The organism is Bacillus shivajii, from assembly GCF_020519665.1.
Lineage (GTDB): Bacteria > Bacillota > Bacilli > Bacillales > Salisediminibacteriaceae > Bacillus_CA > Bacillus_CA shivajii.
Genome location: NZ_CP084703.1, coordinates 4,084,088 through 4,106,074 on the forward strand (window position 1 = coordinate 4,084,088; position 21,987 = coordinate 4,106,074).

At 39.7% G+C, this 21,987-nt stretch carries 15 protein-coding genes; all 15 read right to left on the reverse strand.

Annotated features, from left to right (window positions below; genetic code table 11):
* Positions 1-253: 253 nt before the first annotated feature.
* The 15 genes from LGQ02_RS19650 to LGQ02_RS19720 all read right to left on the reverse strand — a co-directional run bounded on the left by LGQ02_RS19650 (position 254) and on the right by LGQ02_RS19720 (position 21,951).
* Positions 254-643, reverse strand: coding sequence for a thiol-disulfide oxidoreductase DCC family protein (locus LGQ02_RS19650; protein WP_226515973.1), 390 nt, complete (start codon positions 641-643; stop codon positions 254-256).
* A 19-nt stretch (positions 644-662) separates the two neighbouring features.
* The gene (locus LGQ02_RS19655; protein ID WP_226515974.1) at positions 663-1,928 is read right to left on the reverse strand and encodes an ATP-binding protein; all 1,266 of its coding nucleotides are present in this window, start codon (positions 1,926-1,928) and stop codon (positions 663-665) included.
* 778 nt (positions 1,929-2,706) lie between these two features.
* Positions 2,707-3,132: a DoxX family protein gene (locus LGQ02_RS19660; RefSeq protein ID WP_226515975.1), complete on the reverse strand. Its 426-nt coding sequence runs from the start codon at positions 3,130-3,132 to the stop codon at positions 2,707-2,709.
* Positions 3,133-3,246: 114 nt separating this feature from the next.
* On the reverse strand, positions 3,247-4,983 hold the full coding sequence (locus LGQ02_RS19665) for a nitrilase-related carbon-nitrogen hydrolase (protein WP_226515976.1): 1,737 nt from the start codon (positions 4,981-4,983) through the stop codon (positions 3,247-3,249).
* A gap of 290 nt (positions 4,984-5,273) precedes the next feature.
* On the reverse strand, positions 5,274-5,426 hold the full coding sequence (locus LGQ02_RS19670) for a hypothetical protein (RefSeq protein WP_226515977.1): 153 nt from the start codon (positions 5,424-5,426) through the stop codon (positions 5,274-5,276).
* Positions 5,427-5,744: 318 nt separating this feature from the next.
* Positions 5,745-7,322, reverse strand: coding sequence for a C40 family peptidase (locus LGQ02_RS19675; protein WP_226515978.1), 1,578 nt, complete (start codon positions 7,320-7,322; stop codon positions 5,745-5,747).
* A 212-nt stretch (positions 7,323-7,534) separates the two neighbouring features.
* On the reverse strand, positions 7,535-12,151 hold the full coding sequence (locus tag LGQ02_RS19680; RefSeq protein WP_226515979.1) for a cell wall-binding repeat-containing protein: 4,617 nt from the start codon (positions 12,149-12,151) through the stop codon (positions 7,535-7,537).
* A gap of 268 nt (positions 12,152-12,419) precedes the next feature.
* Positions 12,420-13,526, reverse strand: a complete 1,107-nt coding sequence (locus tag LGQ02_RS19685; RefSeq protein WP_226515980.1) for an N-formylglutamate amidohydrolase — start codon at positions 13,524-13,526, stop codon at positions 12,420-12,422.
* A gap of 168 nt (positions 13,527-13,694) precedes the next feature.
* Positions 13,695-14,300: a YczE/YyaS/YitT family protein gene (locus tag LGQ02_RS19690; RefSeq protein WP_226515981.1), complete on the reverse strand. Its 606-nt coding sequence runs from the start codon at positions 14,298-14,300 to the stop codon at positions 13,695-13,697.
* Positions 14,301-14,623: 323 nt separating this feature from the next.
* Positions 14,624-15,802 (reverse strand): anhydro-N-acetylmuramic acid kinase, encoded by a 1,179-nt coding sequence (locus LGQ02_RS19695; protein ID WP_226515982.1) that lies wholly within the window; start codon positions 15,800-15,802, stop codon positions 14,624-14,626.
* Positions 15,792-16,667 carry a MurR/RpiR family transcriptional regulator gene (locus LGQ02_RS19700; RefSeq protein ID WP_226518384.1) on the reverse strand — a complete coding sequence of 292 codons (876 nt, stop codon included), beginning with the start codon at positions 16,665-16,667 and terminating at the stop codon, positions 15,792-15,794. Before LGQ02_RS19700 ends, LGQ02_RS19695 begins: the two co-directional genes overlap by 11 nt.
* A gap of 250 nt (positions 16,668-16,917) precedes the next feature.
* Positions 16,918-18,519: a beta-N-acetylhexosaminidase gene (gene nagZ / locus LGQ02_RS19705; protein WP_226515983.1), complete on the reverse strand. Its 1,602-nt coding sequence runs from the start codon at positions 18,517-18,519 to the stop codon at positions 16,918-16,920.
* Complete coding sequence (locus LGQ02_RS19710; protein WP_226515984.1) at positions 18,519-19,496, reverse strand: carbohydrate ABC transporter permease; 978 nt, start codon at positions 19,494-19,496, stop codon at positions 18,519-18,521. Before LGQ02_RS19710 ends, nagZ begins: the two co-directional genes overlap by 1 nt.
* 20 nt (positions 19,497-19,516) lie before the next feature.
* Positions 19,517-20,458 carry a carbohydrate ABC transporter permease gene (locus tag LGQ02_RS19715; RefSeq protein WP_226515985.1) on the reverse strand — a complete coding sequence of 314 codons (942 nt, stop codon included), beginning with the start codon at positions 20,456-20,458 and terminating at the stop codon, positions 19,517-19,519.
* A gap of 173 nt (positions 20,459-20,631) precedes the next feature.
* On the reverse strand, positions 20,632-21,951 hold the full coding sequence (locus tag LGQ02_RS19720) for a sugar ABC transporter substrate-binding protein (protein WP_226515986.1): 1,320 nt from the start codon (positions 21,949-21,951) through the stop codon (positions 20,632-20,634).
* Between the last annotated feature and the right edge of the window lie 36 nt (positions 21,952-21,987).

The window sequence follows — 21,987 nt, forward strand, 5'->3', positions numbered from 1 at the left end:
ATGGTTATACGCTCGTTTATTCATGTATTGAACCCTACAAATTTGAAGCTGCTTCTCGTGAACCTGCTTCGATTTTGTAGGGTTCAAAACTTAAGAAAATGAGAGCCCTCCAAAGTTTTTACGACGTCAGACAACCACACCATCACCGCGAGACCAACAACCCACTATCCGCCTACTCCCCACCTTATTTTTCCTCACTCTCAATTTCATAACTATGAAAAAACACCCTCCCCATACGGAAAAGGTGCTCCCCTTACAAAAATCGTTTCCTTATTTCAGGTGACGGTAAAGTGCAGCTTTCTTTTTTGCCGAACCATTTGTACCTATTTTTTGCGAAGATCGTATAAAAGAAGTCGCGAATCGGCTTTGGGATAAGGGTGAAGATGTAAAAGAGTTTCCATCCGCCACTTAAATGTTTACATATGTTTAGAGCAGCGGACGATTTCGTGTACCACCGGTTACCGTCAATCACAACGAGGCTATCGAGGTTTTCAGGGATGCGATAGTTGCGTAACATTTTCTGACCGCTCTCGCTTTGCAAGGATGCGAACTTGAATACCGCCCGTTTGTCTCGTTTAATGATGAATTGTACGCTGTGGTCGCAGAAGTTACATTCTCCGTCAAATAAGATGACTTTGTACATGACTGCCCCCTTATAAATATTATCTCGTTCTGATAATTGTCGGAAATGATAAAACAACGTTTGTTCCTTCACTAGGTCTGCTTTGGATATCGATTGACCCTTCCATAATTTTCACGAGGCTATAGACAACCACCATGCCGAGGCCTGTTCCACCATCCTTCGTTGAGTAATATGGGGTACCTAGACGTTTCAATTCGGCTTCATTCATACCTGTACCATTATCTTTTATTTTAATATTACAGTCACTTTGCTTACTCCATGTTTCAACTTGCAAAGTTCCCCCTTCTTCCATCGCTTCGATACCGTTTTTCATGAGGTTAAGAAGACACTGGTGAAGCTTTGCTTTGTCGCCTTGGATAATCCCTGATTTTTCAACGGACATTTTGACGTAAATCCCTTTCATCTTTGCTAACGGGGTTATCAAGTGGATGGTTTTTATTACTTCTTGTGATAAGTCAATTGGTTCAATCCGATCAACCTGTGGTTTTGAGAGTGTCATATAATCAGTTAACATTCGATTTGCTCGTTCGAGTTCTTCGATTGCAACTTCAAAATAATATTGTTGTTTTTCTTCTGGTATTTTATCCTTTTGATTCATGACGAGCTGAATTATGCTCCGTGTGACCGTAAGTGGATTTTTAATTTCATGTGATACGCTTGCAGCTAGTTCACTGACGACTTTTAGCTTCTCTGTTTTCACGAGCTCTTCTTGGATTTTCGTAATTTTCATTAGTAGTTCAATAATATATGTAACAAATAACATCCCTAAAATATTGATGGAAAAGATTGTGACCCATTCGCCAAACGTAAAATGAAAATCGTGTTGAAAGATGTATTTGTAATTAAAGACTACAGCTAGCTGAAAGAGAACGATGATGAAAGGAGGGATGAAAAGCCTTCCTTTTAAAGACGATTGCTCAAATTTTTTCACAAGTAATGCTGTTCCAGCAAACAGTGCTAAAAATAAAATGACGGTTACAACAAAACCGTCGCCACCTATGGAAAAACGGTAAACGGCTGTAATGATCAATACGAAAAAACCAACGCGATGCCCTGCATATAGAAGTGTGAGCGTAAAGGGAAGAACACGTAAATCATAATAAAAGCCTTCTACCAACTGTATGGAGTAATTCATACACATGATGATTGAAAGTGAAGAAAATATCGTGATAATCGTCGTTTTCAAATGACGATGAAGATCTGGCTTCAATGAAAAAACCATATATGTTAAAAAGATTGGTAGTAGGATGAATAGAAAGTTTAATAGTAGTGCGTCGATATCCATGTATGGTCTCCTTATATTCTACTTTATGGTAATTATAACTCATTTTTCTAGGTAATTCGAGATGTGGTAGGTAGGTATTTTGGATACACATTTTGTATGTTTATTCATCTTGTGGTTTTTTATATTCGTTATTTCGTTCATTTATGCATGAATTGAGTCCGCCATATTTGAGTCCGGGTCACGTGAGTCAGACTTATTTTTGTAGGACTCAATCATCGAGGGGAAAAATACTAGCAACTCTATGCAGAATACGAGCAACTTCAGTAAAAATACTAGCAACTCTATGCTAATACGAGCAACTTCAGTAAAAATACTAGCAACTTTATGCTAATACGAGCAACTTCAGTAAAAATACTGGCAACTCTATGCAGAATACGAGCAACTTCAGTAAAAATACTAGCAACTCTATGCTAATACGAGCAACTTCAGTAAAAATACTGGCAACTCTATGCTAATACGAGCAACTTTAGTAAAAATACTGGCAACTCTATGCAGAATACGAGCAACTTCAGTAAAAATACTAGCAACTCTATGCAGAATACGAGCAACTTCAGTAAAAATACTGGCAACTCTATGCAGAATACGAGCAACTTTAGTAAAATACTGGCAACTCTATGCAGAATACGAGCAACTTCAGTAAAAGTACTAGCAACTCTATGCAGGATACGAGCAACTTCAGTAAAAATACTGGCAACTCTATGCAGAATACAAGCAACTTGCTGAAATGCATTCAAAGAAAAAGCTGATTGAACAATTCAATCAGCTTTTTCTACTTTATTTACGAATGTACGACTGCTTTTTCCACTTTTTCGTCGGTGCTGTTTTTTGATAGATGTTGGTCGATTGATAGGAATTTGCTGCCGTGTAACACAAGGTTTATTGCCATGACCATTAATGCGATATCATAAGCATAACCGTTAATGAATCCTGCGCTAAATTTCACCGACACGATTGCTCCTACCATTAACAAGGCAAAAAAGACAGATACGATTTTTGTCCCAAAGCCGAGGATTAAAGCGACTCCTCCAAACAGTTCAAGGAAGGCAACCCCATATGCGACAAAACCAGGGACGCCCATTCCTTCAAAGGAGATTGCTATATTCGTGAGCCCTTCCTGTGTTTTTACAAACCCGTGTACAAAGAAGATGATTCCTAAAGCGATTCTTACAATGAAAGTACCGACTTCACGTTTTTGTTTCATCATTCAATTTCCTCCTATTCTTTTCTAGCTCTAGTTTTAACAAGAAAATCAAATTATAAAACTGTGAAAAGTTCTTTTGAGCAAAAAGAGCGAACTGTTAAAGTTCGCCCTTGTCCGTTATAAAAATGGTGGAACTCTTGTGACGAGTGGTTTGTAGGACCCTGTTCGACGCGTTAAAATGAGTTTTTCTTGATCGAGCCACCAGTCAGTTTTCATCGTTTTGAAGTCGTTCATCAGAACTTCCTCGTTCGTTTCTGATGCAATGACCGTTTGGTCGTTTAAATAATTTTGATCAAGGTTGTAGATCGCGCTTCGCCCTTTAAACCCTCGCTCTGTACCAACAAAGTTAGCAACGATCGTGTAAGATTGAGCACCCTTTGCTACGGCATCCCACGTCGTCATGGAGCCTTCAGGATATGGCTTCGGATACACTTTCTGATTTATTGCAATTTCTGTACCATACTCACCGCTCCAGTTTGTCGGAATACAGATCATATCGGCACGTTTCACGGTAAGAACACCTGCTACTTCTGGGAATACGGCATCGTAGCCAATCATCAACCCGATTCGGCCAAAGCCGTTTACAGGGGTGACGGAAATTTGCGTTCCTGGTGTTGCCCATGGCTCATCCCACTCGTTTAAGTGGATTTTTCGGTGTTTGCCGATTACTTCTCCTTCAGGACTGATTAAGATCGCCGTATTATAATAGTTCGGTGCTTCTTTTTCGACGAAGCCAAAAACGAAGTAAGCTTCTGATTCACGGGCAAGTTGTTTCATTTCGCCGATCGATGGTCCATCATCAGTTTCTGCATAAGGAATGATGCCCTCTGTTTTCGTTGTCTCAATTGGACCGATTAATGACAGTTCAGGTAAAACGATGAGGTTTACTCCTTGATCGACTTTTTCTTTGACGAGTTGTTTTACCTTCTCTAAATTGGCCTCTTTATCACTAATCACTGGTTCATATTGAATAGCAGCCGCATGAACATGGCGTGACTCTGTATTTTTCGTGTAATCCCACGGACCTAAGAAAAGCATTAAGTCTTTATACGTTTCCATACGACGCTCAAGGATTCGGTCCTTTGCGAGGTTATCATATTGCGTTGGATCAACCTCTGCCTCAACGATTCTTGATTCATCTTTTGTCTCATCATTTGCTTTTAAATATGGCGCTTCCGCTAATTTTTTTCCTGATGGGGACCAGATTGCACTTAAGCCGACCATATGGAAGTCTTCTTCTGTATCAGAACGATTTGCACTGACGACATATAGTCCATTCATTTCTGCCCAGTGCTGTAAAAGAGAGATTGATGCGCCTGACGAATTCGTCGGGAAGCATAGAATATCAGCACCATTTACAGCAGCAAGTCTTGCCGATTCAAAGTACGTAGAGTCCTGGCAAATGATCATCGCGATATTCCCTATCTCGGTTTCATAAACAGGACAGCCGATATCCCCCCAACAGGACCAATAATTTTCTACCCATTGGTGGATTTTGCGATACTTTCCGATGTAGCCTTCTGGTCCGACGAGAGCTGCCGAGTTGTAATAGAGGCCACTCTCTAAATCGTGCTCAGCCATACCGATGACAATGTGTGTATTGTACTCTTTGGCGATCTGAGCAAACTGAGCCGTTGTAATCCCAGGGATCGTATCAACATAAGCGGAGATTGATGAACGATCAAGGTAATGGTAACCAGTCGTTGCCATTTCTGGTGTGACAATCAACTTTGCTCCACTTTCCGCCGCTTCACGGACAACCTTCATTAGTGCACGTATATTCGTGTTGCGGCGATTTAACTTCGGGTTAAATTGGATTGCTGCAACTTTAAATGGTTCTCTTACTTTCTCCATCTAATCACCCTCTCAAAAAGCATCTTTTACTATCATCAACCTTAATACAGCTATTTCATTCCCGTCTAACACTTTTATTTTATTTCCCCTCCCTATTCGTCGTTTCTGTAAAGTGACACCTTCAAAAACTAAGCGTAGCCCATTTCTAATGTAGAAAAGCTCATACTGGACGTCCGTTTAATAATATGTACTATCAACTATAGAAAGTGGGGATTTTATGTATTACGATCGTACGCACGACCAAATGGACCAAAGTTTCCAGCATGATGATTATAGACAGCATTTTGACCCTAGTTATCACCATCATGGTCAGCATCACCAATGGCATCATCCATACCATCACCACCATCACCATGGTCACCACTGGCACCATCCACACCACCATCATCATGGTCACCACCATCCTTGGCATCACGGGCATCATCATCACCACTGGCACCCATGGAGACCAAGACCTTTGTGGATCCCTTGGGGTCATCATCGCCCTTGGTGGTAAAATTGGAAGCCGCATCAGAAGAAGGAAGCCGTTTCAAGTGCTCCCTTCTTCTTTTTTATTTGACACCTTACAAATGCGAAGGATGCTAATCGAGACGGAATTTCCTGAAAAATAGTCTACCGTTGTCGAAAAAAAGTTAAACAAACGTTTATTTAAGTTACGGTTTTTGACATGATGTACGAGTAATGGTTAAAAAGTGATGTAAACATCAAAAAGAAAAACCCTTCATGCATCGTGCGAGCATAAAGGGTTCTAGCATCGAAGGTTATTTCAGGCTTCTAGCGCCGAGGTACCTCGGACCCCAGTAGCTATTATTTAAACTTGCGATGGTTACACCAGTTGATGAACCGCTATGAATGAACTGGTTATTACCAATATAGATACCGTTGTGGGAAGGACCTGGCCGGTATGTTTCAAAGTAGACGATATCCCCTACTTGTGGTTTTGATACAGATTTCGTAGCATTCCATTGTTCAGCAACGGTTCTAGGGAGATTCACTCCATTTTTCTTGAAAACATATTGTACGAATCCACTACAATCAAATCCCGTTTGTGTCGTACCACCCCAAAGGTAAGGAACGCCGACTAAATCAGCTGCATCAGCTATTACGTTCAATGTATTAAATGATTTTTCAGCTGATACTTGAGGTTCTTCCATATGGATGGAAGCAATTTCTTCCAGTTTCTCCCATGTCGACTTTGTAACAGTCCCATCTGAATTCAATCCCCAATCTTTTTGAAAAGCCACTAATGCATCCTTCGTGATCGGGCCAAAATAACCTGTGGGCTCTTGTTTGAAGTGACCAATTGCTTTCAGCATATGTTGCAGCTCTTTGACTGACTCCCCGCGAGAGCCTTTTTTTAGTAGCGTATCGCTAGACGACTCTCCAGAGTCTGAAGATGATGATGAAGACTCAGTTTCTTTTGGTAGATTTTTTTCTAACTGAGCAAAAGTTTGCGGGCCAAAAATGCCATCAATATTTATGTTTGTTTGGCGTTGGAGCTCGCGTACTGCTTCTACTGTTTGTGCGCCATAGGTACCAGAAATATTACCGTTATAGTAGCCTAAATCTTTTAATCTCGTTTGTAGTGTCTTAACATTTTCGCCACGAGAACCTTCACGTAAAATGACATTTGAAAGGTCTACTTGATTACTAGAGGTTGAACTGGAGGATGATGAATTTGAATTACTAGACGACTCTTCTTTACTAGCCCCCGTGTCCTTTATTTCTTTATTCACTTTCGTAAGCGTTTGTGGACCTGCTAGCCCGTCTATCGTTAAACCTCGAGCTTGTTGAAAACGTCGTACTGCTTTTTCTGTTACGTTCCCATAGTATCCAGTCGCTTCATGATGATCAAAGAAGCCAGCTTTTTTCAAATATAGTTGAAGACGTACAACGTCCTCTCCCCTAGCTCCTTGTCGTAAAACTTGGTTTGCATTTCTAATAGGTTCTCCGTTGTATGTATCAGTTGATGTACTTTCAGTGGTTTCATTTTTTGTTTTCGGCTCATTTGCTTGTTTTTTCTTTATAGCATTTTCATTTAATGCACCAAAAGTCTGCGGGCCAACGATTCCATCAACTGTTAGGTCATTAGAACGTTGAAAATCACGTACGGCCTCTCTCGTAATCTCTCCGAAATAACCAGTTGCAGTGTGAAATTGAAAATAGCCTTTCTCTTTAAGCAGTTCTTGAAGCTCTTTGACATCAGGGCTTTCCATTCCAATTCTTAGCGTCTGATCACCAAACGAAGCTTCTGCTAGATTAGGTGCGACAAATATAGCACTTGTTGCTGCAGCAGATACAAATATAGCAGAACGAACTTTCGAATCAAAAAACGACATAGATCCACCTCTCTCTCGTAATATTTGAAAATACGGTGACAAATGACGCAAAAATACTACATATTTTATCCAATATTATCAATATATTAGTAAATAAAGTAGGTACTAACGGACTATTTAACTATATAATTATGAATTTTTTGTTGAATTAATATGAGTTAAAAGAGAGAAAAACTGCCTAGAGAAAGTCTCTAGGCAGTTTTAAGTAGCTATTATTGTGCAAATAGGTTTCTTAGTTCTTCATAAAGATCAGCTGATACAGCTAATTCTCCACCAAGAACAGTTAATGTTGTAATTCCATTCTCTGTAACATACGTTTCTAGTTCATCATGGACTGAATCCCCTACTAGCAATATACCAGTATCTTGCTTTCCAGCAAGTGCTGCACCTGCTAAAGCATCATTATGGTCTTCAACAGTTGCTACATAGAAATGATCTGCACCTGGATCAAATTGTTCAACGACCATCATTGCTGTATCCAAACGTGTTTGACCACCAATTCGTTCGCCACCAGGTAATGCTTCAAAGACTTCTTCAGACATAACAAGGTGTCCGCCTAATGCATAAGTCGTTTCAACGTTTAATGATTCGAGTACATCCGCAGTTTCTGAAGGTAACGTTTCATTATCCGTTAAAAGTATTGGCATACCTTGAGCTGCAGCATAAGGAGCTATTGCTAATGCATCTGGGAAGTCATGCCCATAAACAACAACCGCTTCATCCGTTCCGTCTGGAGCAACCATTTCAGCGATCATTGCTGAAGTTTCCCATCTAGTTTGTCCTGCAATACGATTTACAGTTGGTACTAGAGTTTCTAGCTCTTCTTCTACTGAGTCATCTACAGCAAGGTGTCCACCAAGAATCACTACTTCTGTTGCACCTAAACGGTCGATTTCATCGATTGTTGCTTGAGGTAATGAATCTGTTTGAGTTAGTAAGATTGGCGCATCATATTTTTGTGCTAAAGGAGCACCAGACAGTGCATCTGTAAAGTCATCAGCACGAGTAAGGATTACTTTGTCCGCACTATCCCAGCCTTCTTGACTGACTTCAACTGCAGTATCAAAACGAGTATGTCCTGCAATTCGATCAACGGCTGGTCTTTCAATCGTAACTGTTTCCTCTGTTACATTTCCGGCAATATCATGAACTTCAATATCAAATTCATTGATACCGTAATCAAGATCAACAGTTACTTCAAATTCCTTCTCAAATTCGCGTTGTTCAAATGCTCCTCCGAATGGCTGATGATAGAATTCATCGCCATCGACTAAAACTCTAATTCTGTCAAAGTTATCTTTGACATCAAATGTGAATGTTGCTTGTGGATCAAACGTTTCTTCTGGTGATTCTACAACAGATACTTCAGCTGGAGTAGTATCTACAATAACACTTCTTGATAATGAAGTATCGTTACCAGCGACATCCTTAATGTTGAAAGGAATATCATATACACCATCAGATTCTACAGTGAAAGTAGTATCGAAATAGTAGCGATTAGCCACCTCACTATGTTCTAATTCGACATCTTGTCCATTCACTGTGAATTCAGCAATTTCAGTGGCATTTTCTACATATCCACTTAATGGAACTTCTAATGAATCGTAAATTCCACGGTGAGAAGGCTCATCAATAAACATTAATGGGTTTTCAGTATCACCAATAACTTGAACTGCTTCACCAGCATTTTGTGCATTGTCATATGCTTTTACTGTAAAAGTTGCTACTTCTGGTAAAGCTGTAAATTCTATAGCATACTCATTTTGGTCGTTCACAGGAATAACCTGTCCTTCACCAAAAATATTTCCTCCGTCCAACAGAACTTCAAAGTGCCTTAATCCACTATGATCATCTGTTGCAGACCAGCTTAATGTATTCGTTTCTTCATCAAACTCTGAAGTTACTTCTGGTGCCACTGTATCAACAAGTACAGGGAACTTGAATGATTGCCATTCAGCACCTTCAAAATCAGCTACTGCCTTAACTTCATAATAGTAAAGACCATCTTCTACAACATTGTTTCTTACTGTTCCATCCCATGCTGCTGATCCTATAATTTGGGCTGCAACACCAAGTCCACGGTCAAAGAAGTTCTTTCTTACATTTGACTGTGTATAAATCGTGCGTAAATGGTTTTCATCAGCATCTAAAATGCTGTATTGTACTTCTGATGCATTACGCAAGAATGATAGATATGGAGTGATTGATGTTAGCTCAGGTGAGAAAGCATGTCTTTCTCCAGCTCCTTCTAAGCCTGGTCCTGGCTTAAACCCTAAGTGGTAATAACCTCCATCTTCACTATAAAGTAAGTTGGCAACTTCATAGAAACTTCCTTCTTCATAAAGTGGTTCGTCAAGGATTGGTACTTCTCCCCAGTCTCCGTTAAAACCAACGAACGGTACACTTAATGTTGGGTGAGTATCTTGAGGGTCTACAAATGAAACGAACCCTTCAGCAAAATAGCCATTTTCAAAGAGAACTTCGAGGCTTTCGCCGCCATAAGCAACAATTCCTTCCGATAGGTCAATATCAAATTCCACTGTTACTGATGTACCTTCAGGAATTGTGATTGATCCAACCTCGGCCCCATCTACTGAAGCTGTGAATGGTGCATTAAGAATCTCAACGGCTTCTAGCTCATGTACGTTAAACCCAAGGTAATATTCACCTTCAAAGAATGGATCTACAAAATCTGTTAGAAGCTGTGTCTCAATATCATAAGTTACTTCATCATCACTAAAGTTTGTCACTTCCAGTTCGAACGAAACTTCATCTGAAATTTCACGTAAAGCAACCTTTGCTTCACCATCTACTGGATTTACTGCATATGCTGGTGTACTGCTTGCAGCATGCAAGTCCATTTCACCTGCACCTTGACGACGAGGTGAGAATGAGTTCTCCCAACCTAGTGCTGCGTTAGCAAATCCGATATCTTGTTTCGGTTTTGCAGTGTTCATTAATAGTTTCTTTGCAAGTAAAGAACGGTCAGCACCTTCTAGACCGAATTCTTCATCAACACGTTCCAGAATAAGTGCTGCCCCTCCAGCAACATGAGGAGCTGCCATAGAAGTACCGCTCATTAAACCGTATTTGTTATCTTGTAGTGTTGAAAGGATGTTTCCACCTGGAGCTGTGATTTCTGGCTTGAAATCAAGGTTTGGAGCTAATCCCCATGATGTAAAGTCAGACATTGCACCTGCTTCAGGGTTTAAAGCAATCGTTTCGTCACCATTAAAGCTAATCGTAAGGTTCTCTTCTTCATTCTCACTTAAGTCTCTTAAAAATTCACCGCTGCTTTTGTCCATAAATAAATATGGAATTTCAATCGCAGGATCGTCTTGCATATTCACGTAACCAGACACATTATTGAAAATAATGACAGCTGCTGCACCATTTGCTTGTGCATTTAGCCCTTTATCAACAAACGCAAATTCACCACGTTGAACTAATGCCACCTTACCTTCAACATCGAGTCCTTCATATTCTTCTTCGTACCCTAATCCAGCATAAACAACTTCAAGTTCACCATCTAACGTTATCGGATCAGTAGTACCTGATACCAAAAACGGTAGTAATTCTTCAGGGTAGCTAGAAGAATTAGCTACTAATGCATCCATAGCCATATAATCATTCTCACTTGATGCTACACCTATAGATTCATAAGATACTGATGGAGATCCAGTCACACCAATATCCGGATTCGAAGCATAAGGTGCTTTTGCAAATCCGTTAGCAAAGTGAGCTGAGTTACCAGCTGAAATAGATACAACAACTCCACTTTCTTGTGCACGTTTTACCGCTTGTTGCTCAGGGTCATGTGGACTAACAAAGCCAGCTACTGAACCTAAACTCAAGTTTAATACGTCAACTCCTAATTTAAGTGCGTCATCCATAGCTTTTACGTATACATCCCCATATGTAGAACCAAATGTAGGATCATTACCAAAAACTTTTAACGCTAATAATTGTGCATCAGGAGCTACACCTTTAATTCCACCATCTCCTTCATCACCGTTTGCTGCTGCAGTTCCTCCAACATGCATTCCGTGATGAGAGAATGGATCAAGGATTTCGTTGTTTCTATCCATATAGTTGTAACCGTATGGTACTTTATCAGTAAACCATTTACCCGGTACGTCTAAAGATTCAACAAGCTCTTTGTCAATTTTCAATTCTGTACCTTCAGTTACTTCCATATCACGGTGCCATGGGTCAATTCCTGTATCGATGATCCCGATAACAAGGCCTTCACCTGTGTAATCATAGTTATCCCACGTTTTTTGAGCATTTATCATCCCTTTACTATAGCTCATATCAAGTTCCGCTTCAGGGCGTTCATACTCATTTACTACATGAACCATTTTTACACCAGCAGTATTTTCAATTGTCTCTATGTCACCGAAAGTAATTTCAGCACTGAAACCATTTGTTACTGCTGTGAAGTTATGAATCACATCAATGCTGACACCTTGTGATTTAATGTTTGATTGAACAGCACTTTGAACTTGTACTGCTTCTTCATGCAAGCTTTGTTGTTCAGAACTAGGAAGTTCATCATACTTCACTCCTGCTTGCATCGCATGGAAAACACCTGGTTTCTCTTCCATTTCAACTAATACACGAACTTGGTCATTTTCATTGTAAAACGAATTTAATAACTCTTCATCTGACACATTAACACCTTTGTCTGAATCAGCAGTTGTTAAGTCGGTCTTAATTCCTAAATCACTCGTACCTTCTGCATTTGCACCACCAACAGCAAATTGTAAGTTAGAGGTCACAAGTAATACCGCCATTAAGCTAATAAATACTTTACGTAACTGCTTCAATGATACTCCCCCTATTCTCGTAACTTTAATATTTGACACTTTTTCAGAATTTTCCCTCCTTTCACACTAATATATTTAATTTTACAAAAAATTTAAAATTCTATCAATACTTTCTTCCTATTTTTACATTTAATAGCAAAAATTAATGATAGAAATCAAGAAAAAATGATAATCTAATTGCTTGATTCTCCCCTTTTTTACAAAAAAGAAGTGCCAGGAACTCATTACAAATGGTAATTGTAATGTTTTCCTGACACTTTAATAGGTATTATGATTGCTGAGATAAAACAAATTCCGCTAACGCATAAACTGCAAGATAATAGTTTTGTAGTTTATTACGCGGATCACGGTAGTCTCTATTATATTCAACTTGCATTGCCTGAATACCTAATTCGTTTTTTGAGTAGTTCGCAACCGTTGCTGCTCCTGATGCTGTAAATGTATGGTTTTCATAAACACTGTGAATTCCGTGAGATTGATTAATATTTTTAAAGTTATTGATTGTCATTTGGTCCACAAGTGACCCACCGTCCGTTCCAATATCAACATCAAAAGGCCTGCTTCTTGCTGCCCCATGTAAGTCAATGACTAACGTTATCGGATAATTATCAATTATTCTCGATAACTCTCTTTTAAATGCTGTATCATTATAATAGTTTGCATCTTTCGTTTCTTTTGTTTGATATAGAACATGTGCATTCGTATATTCATGGATGGAAAGTGCCATTGCACCAGTATAAATATCAGCATCCTTAGGATCGCCTTCACGTGTATGTATCGTTGAATGTGGAGCTGTGATTAAAATATTTGAATGCCCCTCTAAGAAGACATACTCTCTGTCAGAGTGAATTGCTCCTCGATTATTGTTTTGTGCAAACTTCGATTGGTATTCGATCGTTTTTGAAAAATATAAGCCATTATTATAATCCTCTGTTATTTGTTTTAATAAAAAGAAGTTAGTATCTTCACTGATGACGGTTTCTTCATTTGTCTGTTTCTGCTCTTTTTCATCAGTTTCTTCTACGTTCTTTGTCTCCTTCATAACTTCCTTCTCTTGTACTTCTTCATTTATACTTTTTTCTTTTTTACTCTCATCATTTTCTAGTTCTGTCTCATCGGTTTGAAGGTTTTCTTGTTCCTTGAAATCTTCCCCTTCTTGTTCACCCTTAGTTTGAACATGTTCCAATGAATCTAATTGGACAGCTTCTAGGAGATTTGATTCAACATTCCTTTCTCCCCACATGACTCTTAATGGCATGTCTCCCGCTATTTCCTTATCACTAGACTCTGCCTCAGCACTGTTTAAATCAACAGATTGAACCATTATGTAGATAAATACTACACTTACCAGCCCACTTAATAGATATTTTTTCAATTCGTTCCTTTGCCTCCTTTATTTTCATATTTTAATAGTAGCAAAGTTTTCCTCTTATAGGACTTAGTAAAACTTACCACTCTGCGGATTGAAGGATAAAAAAGCGTTAAAAAAAGCACCTGGCAATAGCCAGCTGCTTTCTAGTCTCAGTGTTTAAAAGGTATGAAATTAAGAGAATTTTAGTTTTGCAGATAAAGGCGTGTGGAACATTTGGATCAGTGGTCCAATCGCAAATACTGAAAGCAGTGTCCCTACTCCAATTGGGCCACTAAAAATAAATGCCATAATTAATGCGCCAATTTCAATGATTGTTTTAGATACTTTCATGCTTTTCCCTGTACGGTGTTGCACTGCTAGCATTAAGCTATCAATTGGGTTTTTCGCAAGGTCTGCAGGTAGGTAAACCGCAATCCCTAGCCCCATAAACGTGATCCCAACAAGAACCATGACGACACGTAACATAAAGGATGCGATCGCCATTTCTGGGAAGACAACCAATAACCAGAAATCAATAAATAACCCTAAAATAAACATTGTAATGAGCGCTGTAATATCTGGCCTTTGTTTCATTAAATAAGCATTTAATAGAATAAGTAAAAAACCTACGATAAAGATCCATGTTCCAACTGTTAAACCAATTTGAATTGATAATCCAACGAATAACGCGTCCCACGGCCCTGCACCAAGGTCTGCGATAACCATCATGCTAATTCCAAATGATAAAATCAATAAACCTAATATATATAAGCCTGTGCGTATTGATAAGTTTTTCATAGATGCACACCTTCTTTTCATATAATTAATAACCAGAAATATTTTAACACGTTTTCGTCAAGACGTCTAATGTCATTAATTGTAATTAATTACAGATTGATAGACGAATAAAAGGTCGATAATAGAACTATCATGCCATGTTAAATGATGAAGCTATGAACTGAGAACCCTCGAAAAACACTTGTAAATGTAGATAAATAGTTAAACAAACGTTTGTTTAAGGTTCATGATTAGACATCATCGACTATGTACTACGTGATTACTTCAATAACAGACAAAAAACCTTTATGCGTTGTTTGCACGCATAAAGGTTTTAGAGCAAATTACGGAAACGTCAATTTTCCCATTACGGTCGGCTTGTCAGCTCCTGTAGCAGAAGGTAAGGTGTTTGGTTGATTTCGCAAAAATTCATTTCCTAAAATCGCAAACGCAATCGCTTCTTTTGCATCACTTGAAAAATCAATTCTTTCCATTGATTGTACTGGGCGAGAAAGTTCTTTCTGTAAACTTCCCATTAAAAATGCATTATGAACTCCGCCCCCACCAACGAATACTTCATCAATCTTATAGTCTGGATCTATTTGTTCTTTGACCGTACTTACAATCGCTATTACTGTGTAATAAGTGATCGTAGCGACAATATCTTCAAATGGATAATTTCGCTTTATACCAGCATTATACAATTCTTTCGCATACGTCCTCGTATATAGCTCACGACCTGTGCTTTTCGGGTAAGGACGTGAAATAAATGGGTCACTAGCAATAATCTCATTAAGCCAGCTCTCATGAACGGTCCCTCTAGCACCAATTTTCCCACTTTCATCGTAATCTAGCTTTCCGTTTGTTCCAATCCGAACCATTTCATCGATTAAAACGTTTCCAGGCCCAATATCGAAGGCGTATATCGTTTGATCTGTGTTCGAAGCATTTGCCGGTAAGACTGTCAGATTACTAATTCCACCGATGTTGATCAACACTCTTCCTTTATGTTCATCTTTAAAAAGTATTTGGTCAACAAATGGAACAAGAGGTGCTCCTTGTCCGCCAGCAGCTAAATCATTCGGACGAAAGTCACCGACAGTTAAGCAACCTGTTCGGTTGGCGATCACGGCAAGCTCTCCAATTTGTAGCGTCGCATATTTCTCTGGCATGTGATAAATGGTTTGACCGTGAGAACTGATGAAATCTATTTCATCCATAGACTTTTCTGAATTTGAAACGACTTTTTTTGCCGCATCCGCCATTTTTTCTCCTAAGAGCACATTCATTTCACAAATTTCATCGACCGATGACGTTTCTGGCTTACAAAGCTGTAAGATGCGCTGCTTTAGGTCTTCATCATATTCGAGCGTCTCGAATTTCAATAGATTCACTTTCGTATTATCAGCCGATCCTTCTATTTCAACAAGTGCTGCATCAACACCATCAACAGACGTTCCAGACATTAGTCCAACTGCCAGAACTCGTTCTTTTTTTAAAGGGAATTGAAAGTCAAACGTCATGGTTTCCTCCACTGTTACGGCCATTTTTACTCTGCTTTTCTTGAATAAATTTAATAGCATCACGCGTCTCATCAAGATAATTGATTACATTATCATACGCTTGGTTTGCGACACTCATAAACAACATATCAATGACATGAAGTTGCGCGATCCTTGACGAAGTTGCTCCACTTCTAAATGTCGCTTCCTTTGAGATCGACGTGCGTAAACAAATTTGCGAGACATCGGCAACAGGCGACGGACCAAAGCGCGTTAGTCCGATCGTTGTTGCGTTTTTCTTATTTGCTAATTCAAGAATTCGCTCTACTTCAAACGTACTTCCAGAGAAGGAGATTCCACAAACAACGTCTCCTTCTTTCACATTGGCAACGTGCATTGCTGCGACATGAAAGTCTGGAAATGCGGTTGCCCGTTTATTAATACGAGAAAACTTCAGCTGGGCATCTTGAGCAATAATACTTGAGGCTCCGACACCGAAAAAGTGAATGTTTTCAGCATGAATCATCGCTTCCACTGCTTGATCTAAGTCTTCTAAATCAAGGATCTCTGCTGTTTCCCGTAACGTTTGAATGCTGTTGTTGGTCATTTTGGAAACAACTTGTGAAGACGACTCTCCAGGCTGAATATCACGATAGCCTTCTTCTGTGTTTTTTTGCAAGTCACCTGCTAAACGAAGCTTTAATTGTTGAAAGCCTTTAAAACCGAGTGATTTACAAAGGCGAATAACCGCTGCACTGCTCGTTAAGCTACGTTCTCCTAACTGTGATGCCGTTAGAGAAATCGTTTCGTTTGGATGGTCCATAATGTATTCAGCAATCTTCTTTTCAGAAGGTGCTAAGTCGTTCAACATTTCTTTTAAGATCATAAGTGCTCCAGATGTGGAAGAAGTCACGTAAGGTCACATCCTTTTTTATTGTTAAAATTAATTCATTTTCGTCCTCTTTTAGACTCTTATATTTTAGCAAGGAATGATCGAATAGGAAAAAATAAGGTACCTTGTCAGTAATCATGTGCATCATTGAACAATAAAACGTAAATGTTCACCATTTTGAATTTAAATATTATTTGTTATTGATAGAGACAGGCTGCTGATCATACCATCAACAGCCTGTTATTTATACCTTTAATGTTACCGGTGAGCGACCATTTACATCTATTTTTCCATAAATAGCCTTTGCGGCAAAGCGAAGAGCTGGTGTCGTAAATTCGTACGCTGTGACGTATGCATCTACTTCTGGTAAATAGTTAATGTCGTAAGGACTGCGCATCGCAACGATCACCATCGTTTTGTTTAACATCTTCAAACGTTTCACTACATTTTGCTGATGACTTGAATTTGCTGCAGAGATTGTACCGATAATCAGTGTGTCGTATTGTTCTGCTTGTTTGATTAATGCATCAATACTTTCCTCATCATCACCGATAACAGCAGTTTTCGCATTCTCGTCATTTTCTTGAATGACTTGCCCTAGGGCGTGACTTGAATAGCGTTTATCTTCTGCCATCGTTAAGTAGCCGTTTTCAGGATAAATGACGAGTGTCTTTTGTTCTGATGAAGTTCCTAACGGTAACGTTTCACCTTTATTTTCAACCACCGTCACCCCTTGTTGGAAGATTTCATCTGCTTCCTTTTTATGCTGATTACAACCGACAATTTCAGGCACTTTGACTATGTCACGATCTAATTGAAGATCATCCCATGATAAGTATTTTTCTTTCGCTAACATCACACGCTCATACGATGCTTCGATTTGGCCGAGGCCGATTTCGCCGTTCTTGAAGCTATGCTCGATCTTCCTCAATGCATTTACTTGAAGGTCATAGCTTAGCGAGATCATAATTAAATCAACACCGGCTTTCATAGCTTCAACGGCACCATTTGCGGTTCCTATCGTGTCAGCGATTGCTTTCATCTCCATGCAATCGGTCGTAATTAATCCGCGAAAATCTAACTTATCACGCAGTAAACCGGTTAAAACAGAGCGTGAAAGAGTCGCTGGAACACCTTCTCTCGGTTCAAGTGCCGGGAAGTAGACATGTGATGTCATGACAACATCTGCTCCATTTTCAATACACTGTTTAAAAGGGATGAGTTCTACGTTTTCAAGCCTCTCCATCGTATGCTTGATCGTTGGCAACTCTAAATGAGAGTCGAGATCTGTATCACCGTGACCTGGAAAGTGCTTAATCGTAGTCATGACCTCGGCATCTTGCATTCCTTTCATTGCTTGTTCAGAAAATTGTGCGACGGTTTTAGCATCCTCGCCAAATGAACGAACACCAATCACTTGGTTTAGTGGATTGTTATTAACATCAACAACAGGTGCTAAGTTCCAGTTAATACCGAGCGCCTTCAACTCTTTCGCTGTTAAGCGCCCTGTTTTATAAGCATTTTTTGGTTCTTGCGTTGCTCCTAAAAGCATCGCTCCTGGAAAAACTGTCGTACCTTCTCCTAAGCGACGAACGACCCCATTTTCTTGGTCTATTGTAATAAATAACGGATGTTCATGCCCTGCATCACGAGCAATGCGCTGTAATTTATTTGTTAATGTCAAAATGTCTTTAGGTGTCCCAATATTTCTGCCAAACAAAATAACCCCACCGACATGATGCTTCTCGATCATTTCCTTCATTTCATCTGAGACCTTTGATGGGTGGTCGGCGTTGAAGCCGAACACCATCATCTGACCTAGTTTTTTCTTAATGTTGTTATTCATTACTCCTTCACTCCCCCTAATGTTAGTCCTTTAATAAAGTAACGCTGGAACATGAGGAAGAAGATAATCATTGGAACTGCTGCAATTGTTGCCCCGGTCATTAGGAGTTTAAAGTCAGCTAAGTTTGCATCTTGTAATGTTTTTAACCCCGCTGGTAAGGTCATTAAGTTTTCGTCGTTAATGACGATGATTGGCCATAGGAAAGAGTTCCATACGAGAACAAATGTAAAGATTCCAAGAACGGCCATTGCTGGTCTTGCAAGTGGTAATACGATGGACCTAAAAATTCGCCATTCCGACGCACCGTCAATTTTTGCGGCTTCGATCAGTTCATCTGGGATAGATAATAAGAACTGCCGCATGAGAAAGACCCCGAAGGCGAGTGCCAGCATTGGGAAAATTAAGGCCCAGTGGGTGTCAAAGAGTTGTAAATTTTGAACGATTATAAAGGTTGGAACAAGGGTTACTTGTTCAGGGATCATCATCGTTGAAATAATCACCCAGAAGATGATCCACTTCCCCGGAAAGTTCTTTTTCGCTAAAACGTAGCCGGCCATTGTATCAATTAAAACTATGGCGGCGGTGGTGACAATCGCTATATATAAACTATTAAATAACCATCTCGGTATTTGGGTTCGCTCAAATAAATATGTGAATGATCCGAACGTTTTCTCTCGAACTTCTGTCATTAATGAGGAATGGACCTCTGCTTGTTCGTAATCACCGAGACGTTCTGCTTCACGCTTTTTTTGCCATTGTGAAAAGTATTCTGTCACCCCAACTGGGTAGAGTTTCGGAGGTGATGATTCAACATAAGAAACCGGGCGGTCCATCTCTTCGTTTTGATAACTTGGTAGCTGTAAAGCTGTTACGAACACCCAATACAATGGAAGTAAAGAGATAAGCGCTAACACCGTTAAGATTGAAACGATGATTGTTTTCTTCATTCTTCGTTTTAAAACGGAGGTTGATTGCATGTCTTGTTTCACCTACTTCCTTATTTCTCTGTTCGTAGCGTTCTAAATTGGAAGATCGCAAACGCCATGATAATAAAGAATAAAATTACTGATTGGGCCGACGCTAAACCGAAGTTAAAGTCACGGAAGGCTGTTTTATAGATGACGTGGACGAGAGTTTCTGTTGCATACCCTGGTCCACCACCTGTCATCATAATAATTTGCGTAAATACTTGGAACGAACCAATTGTACTTAAGATCACTAAATAAAGCGTTGTTGGCTTTAAGAGTGGAATGGTTATGCGGAACCATTTTTGAAGTGGAGACGCCCCATCGATATCTGCCGCTTCATATAGTGATGGACTAATGTTGTTCATGGCTGCTAAATAAATGATAATCCCAGCACCTGGTGGTATAAGTATCGCCATGATCATAAGTGACGGTAATGCTGTCGCAGTTTGTCCGAGCCAGTCAACTCGCTCAAACCCGAAAAACTCTATAATATAGTTAAACAAACCAAAACGATAGTTATACATCCAGCGCCATACCATCGCAATGATAACCATTGAAGTGACGGTTGGTAAGTAAAATGCTGAGCGAAAAAAGGTTTGTGACCACTTGCCTAAGGGATAAATTAAAGTAGCAATGACAAGTGCGGTAATAATAAAGGCAGGTACAGTCACGATTGTAAATAAGAACGTATTCCATAATGCTGCTCTAAAAATTGGACTTTCAAATGCGACAAGATAATGTTTAAAGCCAACCCATTCAACATCAAATACACCGCGATCCTGAAATGATATGAAAAATGCCCATACGATTGGAACGAGCATAAACGTAATGAAAAAGACGAGCTTTGGTAAGAGAAAGAAGTAGGCGACTTTATTTTCTACAATTTTCTGCCACAGCGTTTTCTTTTTCAAAACGATTTTTTTTGATGTATCAAATTGAGTTGACGTATTTGGTTTCGTTTCCGTATTCAATGTTCTTCCCCCTTACACTTCGGTAAGTGTCCATTCGTAAAAAGGAGGAGGACTCAAAAGTGCCTAGCTCTCTCCACCCTTCACAAGATGTAGACCTAAACCTTTTAGCTCTGTACCTTGTTTTGGATGTGCCTGGACTTTGTTTTTGAGCCATCCCCACCTTCATTTTGATACTATTCGTTTAAGATGCGCTCTACTTCACTACGAGCATCTGTTAGAGCCTCTTCTGGCGTTTTCTCACCATTAGCTGCTAGTTGAAGCTGACTTTGAATGACTTCATCGATTCGTGCCCATTCAGAGTGCATTGGAATTCCAACTACTTGATCCGCTAGTTCTTGAGCATCTGCCATTGCTGGGTTATCAGCAAATGGTTCCATGTCTGCCGCTGATTCACGTGCAGGGAATGTACCGTAGTTCTTCGCAGTTGTATACTGTTCTTCAGTATTTGTGATGTGCTTTAAGAATTCAGAAACCATCATCTTCTTCGCTTCATCTTCTTGTGCGAACATAACATATCCGCCAACTCCACCCATTGTGACTGGCTCACCTAAGTCACCGATTGGGTATTCAGCAACCATGAAATCCATCTCATACTCTTCTGTTTGAAGAGAGTTGATCGCCCATGTTGCCCAAGGTTGAACAGCAACTGTACGCTGGTCTAATGCTGCAAATGCTTGGAACGTTCCACCTACATCAGAGCCACCCATTTCTTGTGGTGCCACTTCATGTTCGAACTTTAGATCAACTAGCTTTTGTAAACCACTAATTGCTTCTGGTGAATCAAATGTATATTCTTCTAGGTCCTCACTTAGCGGGTATCCACCATCCATTAATAGGAACGGCCACGCTTCATAGTAATTTGGCATAATATATGTTGAGAAACCGTAAACCTCATCATCAGTCAAGGCTTTCATCGTTTCTACGAATTCATCGTATGTCCAGCGTCCATCTTCTGGAGGCTCTACACCTTTTTCTTCAAAAATCTCAAGGTTTAATAGCATTGTTTGAACACTTACAGACGTTGGAACACCGTAAAGAGAACCTTCGTACTCATATGCTTCTAATGTGTTTGGATAGAAATCTGCCCACTCATCTTCAGTGAAGAGATCATCTGTTGATTCAATCACGCCTTCTTCGATATGGTTTAAGCTAATTGCTCCACCACTAATATCGATTGGCGCGATGTCTGGCCAGTTATGTCCAGCAATTGCGACACTTAACGCATCACCAAGTTCTGCCCAAGGCTGCTGTACGATGTCAATTTCAACTCCTGGATACATATCTTCAAATTCTGCAACTTTGTCTTCAATCCAGTGATATTGGTTCTCATCTTCGTCTTGCCACCTAGGACCATCCCAGATGGTAATTTCTCCTTCCCAATCTTCCCAGTTATCAACATCTACACCACTTGACGAGTCTCCTCCACATGCAGTCAACGCTGACAAACTTAAAGCGAAAACACCCGTTGCCACCAATGATTTCATTTTCTTCATGTTTATCCCCCTTGAAAAATAATGATAATGTTTTTA

Coding starts and splice junctions, on each gene's coding strand:
- LGQ02_RS19720 (WP_226515986.1), bottom strand. CDS start 21,951: ATGAAGAAAATGAAATCATTGGTGGCAACGGGTGTTTTCGCTTTAAGT.
- LGQ02_RS19655 (WP_226515974.1), bottom strand. CDS start 1,928: ATGGATATCGACGCACTACTATTAAACTTTCTATTCATCCTACTACCA.
- LGQ02_RS19660 (WP_226515975.1), bottom strand. CDS start 3,132: ATGATGAAACAAAAACGTGAAGTCGGTACTTTCATTGTAAGAATCGCT.
- LGQ02_RS19690 (WP_226515981.1), bottom strand. CDS start 14,300: ATGAAAAACTTATCAATACGCACAGGCTTATATATATTAGGTTTATTG.
- LGQ02_RS19665 (WP_226515976.1), bottom strand. CDS start 4,983: ATGGAGAAAGTAAGAGAACCATTTAAAGTTGCAGCAATCCAATTTAAC.
- nagZ (WP_226515983.1), bottom strand. CDS start 18,519: ATGAATAACAACATTAAGAAAAAACTAGGTCAGATGATGGTGTTCGGC.
- LGQ02_RS19710 (WP_226515984.1), bottom strand. CDS start 19,496: ATGCAATCAACCTCCGTTTTAAAACGAAGAATGAAGAAAACAATCATC.
- LGQ02_RS19670 (WP_226515977.1), bottom strand. CDS start 5,426: ATGGGTGCCAGTGGTGATGATGATGCCCGTGATGCCAAGGATGGTGGT.
- LGQ02_RS19650 (WP_226515973.1), bottom strand. CDS start 643: ATGTACAAAGTCATCTTATTTGACGGAGAATGTAACTTCTGCGACCAC.
- LGQ02_RS19700 (WP_226518384.1), bottom strand. CDS start 16,667: ATGATCTTAAAAGAAATGTTGAACGACTTAGCACCTTCTGAAAAGAAG.
- LGQ02_RS19675 (WP_226515978.1), bottom strand. CDS start 7,322: ATGTCGTTTTTTGATTCGAAAGTTCGTTCTGCTATATTTGTATCTGCT.
- LGQ02_RS19695 (WP_226515982.1), bottom strand. CDS start 15,802: ATGACGTTTGACTTTCAATTCCCTTTAAAAAAAGAACGAGTTCTGGCA.